Source organism: Acidisphaera rubrifaciens HS-AP3 (assembly GCF_000964365.1).
Classification (GTDB): Bacteria; Pseudomonadota; Alphaproteobacteria; order Acetobacterales; family Acetobacteraceae; genus Acidisphaera; species Acidisphaera rubrifaciens.
On the sequence record NZ_BANB01000148.1, the window covers coordinates 1 to 3,000 of the forward strand.

Annotated in this window: 3 protein-coding genes; 2 read left to right on the forward strand and 1 reads right to left on the reverse strand. The window is 68.8% G+C overall.

Translation table 11 applies throughout. The features are described 5' to 3' along the window. Window positions 1–162 precede the first annotated feature (162 nt). Window positions 163–1,512, reverse strand: coding sequence for a nucleobase:cation symporter-2 family protein (locus B8460_RS05510; RefSeq protein ID WP_048860579.1), 1,350 nt, complete (start codon window positions 1,510–1,512; stop codon window positions 163–165). Between the two features lie 138 nt (window positions 1,513–1,650). Here B8460_RS05510 and B8460_RS05515 point away from each other — a divergent pair, with 138 nt between their 5' ends. Further along, entirely contained in the window at window positions 1,651–2,577 is a 927-nt protein-coding gene (locus B8460_RS05515) for a methyltransferase domain-containing protein (RefSeq protein WP_048860580.1), read from the forward strand. Between the two features lie 83 nt (window positions 2,578–2,660). Then, window positions 2,661–2,966 carry an EthD family reductase gene (locus B8460_RS05520; protein ID WP_048860581.1) on the forward strand — a complete coding sequence of 102 codons (306 nt, stop codon included), beginning with the start codon at window positions 2,661–2,663 and terminating at the stop codon, window positions 2,964–2,966. The last annotated feature ends 34 nt before the right edge of the window (window positions 2,967–3,000 follow it).

Below are 3,000 nucleotides of genomic sequence, written 5' to 3' on the forward strand. Positions count from 1 at the left end.
AATTGCAGCCGGTCTAAGGCGTTAATGGCGTCAAGTGTCAACATTTCACGCATTCGTTCACATTCGCCCACGAAACCCGCCCACAAACTACTCGGTCGGTCACGGATTTGCCTATCATTCGTCCATAACATGAAGAAAGATGACCGAAGGATAACGCGCCCGTCAGATGTGATCCATGCCATGCGCGGGCGCGGCGAGGCCAGCCGGTTCCTCCCCGGGCGCCGCGCGGGGGCGGAAATAGGCGTTCATGGCCACCGCCGCGACCGTCGCCAGCAGGATGCCGGAATCCAGCACCGGCTTGAGCAGCGCGGGGGCGGCGCGGAACAGCAGCGGGGCGACCAGCGGGATCATTCCGAAGCCGACCGCGATCGCGACCACGAACTGATTGGTACGGTGCGCGCCCGTGTAGCTGACGCCGGACAGGATCTTGATGCCGGTCGCGGCGACCATGCCGAACATCACCACGCCCGCGCCGCCGAGCACGCATTGCGGCACCGACGCGACCACGTAGGCGAGGCGGGGAAACACGCCGAGCACCAGCATCACGACCCCGCCCGCGACGCACACCATCGGGCTGCGTATGCCGGTGACACCCACCAGCCCGACATTCTGCGAGAAGGACGAGTAGGGGAAGGTGTTGAAGATCCCGCCGATCAGCGTGCCGAGGCCGTCGGCGCGCAGGCCCCGGCGCAGATCCGCCGGCCCGACCGGCCGGCCGACCATCTCGCCGAGGGCGAGGAACATGCCCGTGCTTTCGATCATCACCACGATCATCACGAGGCACATCGAGATCGCCGCCACCACGTCGAAACGCGGCAGGCCGAACTGGAACGGCCGCACCAGCGCGATCACCGGCTGCGACGACAGCCCCTCGAAATTGTCCCAGCCGAGCGCAATGGTGATGGCATAGCCGACCGCGATACCGGTCAGTACCGCCACGTTCTGCAGGAAGCCGTGGGCGAAGCGCAGCAGCAGCAGGATGATCGCCAGCACCAGGGCCGCCACCCCCAGATAGCCGGGCGCGCCGAAATCATGCGAGCCGAAGCCGCCGCCGGCCCAGTTGATGCCGATGCGCATCAGGGTGATGCCGATGACGGTGATGATCGACCCGGTGACCACCGGCGGGAAGAACGGCAGCAGGCGCGAGACGAACCCCGCGGCCGCCATGCCGAACAGGCCCGCGACGATCACCGCGCCGTAGATCCCCGGCAGGCCGAGCGCCGGATTGGCGCCCATCGCCAGCATCGGTGCGACGGAGGCGAAGGTCACGCCCATCATTACCGGCAGCCTTATGCCGAACGGCCCGGCGCCGAGCGACTGGATGATCGTCGCGATGCCGCACGCGAACAGGTCCGCGTTGATCAGCAGCGCCACCTGATCGCGCGGCAGCTTTAGCGCGCTGCCGAGGATGAGCGGCACCGCGACCGCGCCGGCATACATGACAAGCACGTGCTGGATCGCCAGCGCCAGCAGACGCAACGGGGGAGGGGTGTCGTTGGCGATGGCCGGCATGGCTGCGTGTCCTCCGTCAGCCCGCGCGGGAGCGTTGTCGCGCGCCGGGGCGTGTGGTTGATTCCCTACCGTGTCGGGACTGCAAACCAGGGGCCAGCTTCGGCGGCCCGTGCCGTGTCGTGCGGAGGGAGAGGGCCGATGCTGATCGAGCGCGACGACATCGCCGTCATGCCTCCCGCCTTCGACGTGGCCGAGTATCGGCGGCACAACGGCGACCTCGTGCGGATGGCGGACGACGAGCTGGCGCACCACTACGTCCTGCACGGCGCGGACGAGGGGCGGCGGTGCAGCCGGGTCCATGACCGCGGGACGTTCCTCGCCCTCGTGCCGCCCGCCGCCGGCATCCTGGAGATCGGCCCGTTCTGGGCGCCCGCGTTCCGCCGCCCGGCCTTCGACGTCGCCTATCTGGACGCGCTCGACACCGAGCAGTTGCGCCGCAAGGCGGAGGCCGATCCCAACAGCGCCGGGTCCGCCGTCCCGGAGATCGACTACGTCTGGACCGGTCAGCCCTACCGCACGCTGATCGAGCGGACGTTCGATGTCGTCTTCTCGTCGCACAACATCGAGCATCAGCCCGATCTGATCGGGCATTTCCTCGACGTCGCGGACGTGCTGCGGCCGGGCGGGCTGATGATGCTGGTCATCCCCGACAAGCGCTTCTGCTTCGACCATTTCCTGCCGGAGAGCGACATCACCGAGGTGGTGCAGGCCCGCGCGCAGCGGCGGACGCGCCACTCGGCGGCGAAGGTGCTGGCCGATCAGATGATGCACACCCACAACGATCCGCCGCGCCACTGGCGGGGCGACCACGGCGCGGACCCGCGGCACGCGCCCACCAACAGCTACCGGCTGGACTGCATCCGCCGCATCTTCGCCTACGAGGCCGCCGCGCATGACGGCGCGGGCCCCTATGTCGACGCCCATGCCTGGCAGTTCACCCCGGGCGGTTTCGCCGCCGTCGTCGACGAGCTGGAGGCGGCGGGGCTGATCCCGTTCCGGCGGCTGCAGGTCTATCCGACGGTCTCCGGCTCGTTCGAGTTCTACGCCGCCCTCGCGCGAAAATAGGCCGCGCGGCTGGCGCGGCCGCGGGCGGCGGTCTAGCGTTCGCCCGCGCCGCCGGGGGCGGCCGAAGAAACGGGGAGGCAAAGATGTTCACAGTCGTGGTGATGTATCCGGCCGGCGGGAAGTTCGATCTCGGCTACTACATGAAGACGCACATGCCACTGGTCGACGCGCGCTGGCGCGGTCTTGGGCTGAAGGACTGGACGGTGACCAAGATCAACGGCGCGCCGAACGGTGCGCCCACCTATCAGGTCATCACCACGCTGACATTTGACAGCGGCGAGAGCTTCCAGAAGGCGGTGGCGGCGCACGGGCCGGAGGTGATGGGCGACATCCCGAACTTCACCGACGTGCAGGCGGTGATGCAGCTCGGCGAGCCGGTGGCGGCGTGACGCGGCGGCGGGGGGCGGCGCTCCCCGCACGCCC

Excerpts from the sequence above, each read along its gene's own strand:
- B8460_RS05510 (WP_048860579.1), bottom strand. The coding sequence starts at position 1,512 with ATGCCGGCCATCGCCAACGACACCCCTCCCCCGTTGCGTCTGCTGGCG.
- B8460_RS05515 (WP_048860580.1), top strand. The coding sequence starts at position 1,651 with ATGCTGATCGAGCGCGACGACATCGCCGTCATGCCTCCCGCCTTCGAC.
- B8460_RS05520 (WP_048860581.1), top strand. The coding sequence starts at position 2,661 with ATGTTCACAGTCGTGGTGATGTATCCGGCCGGCGGGAAGTTCGATCTC.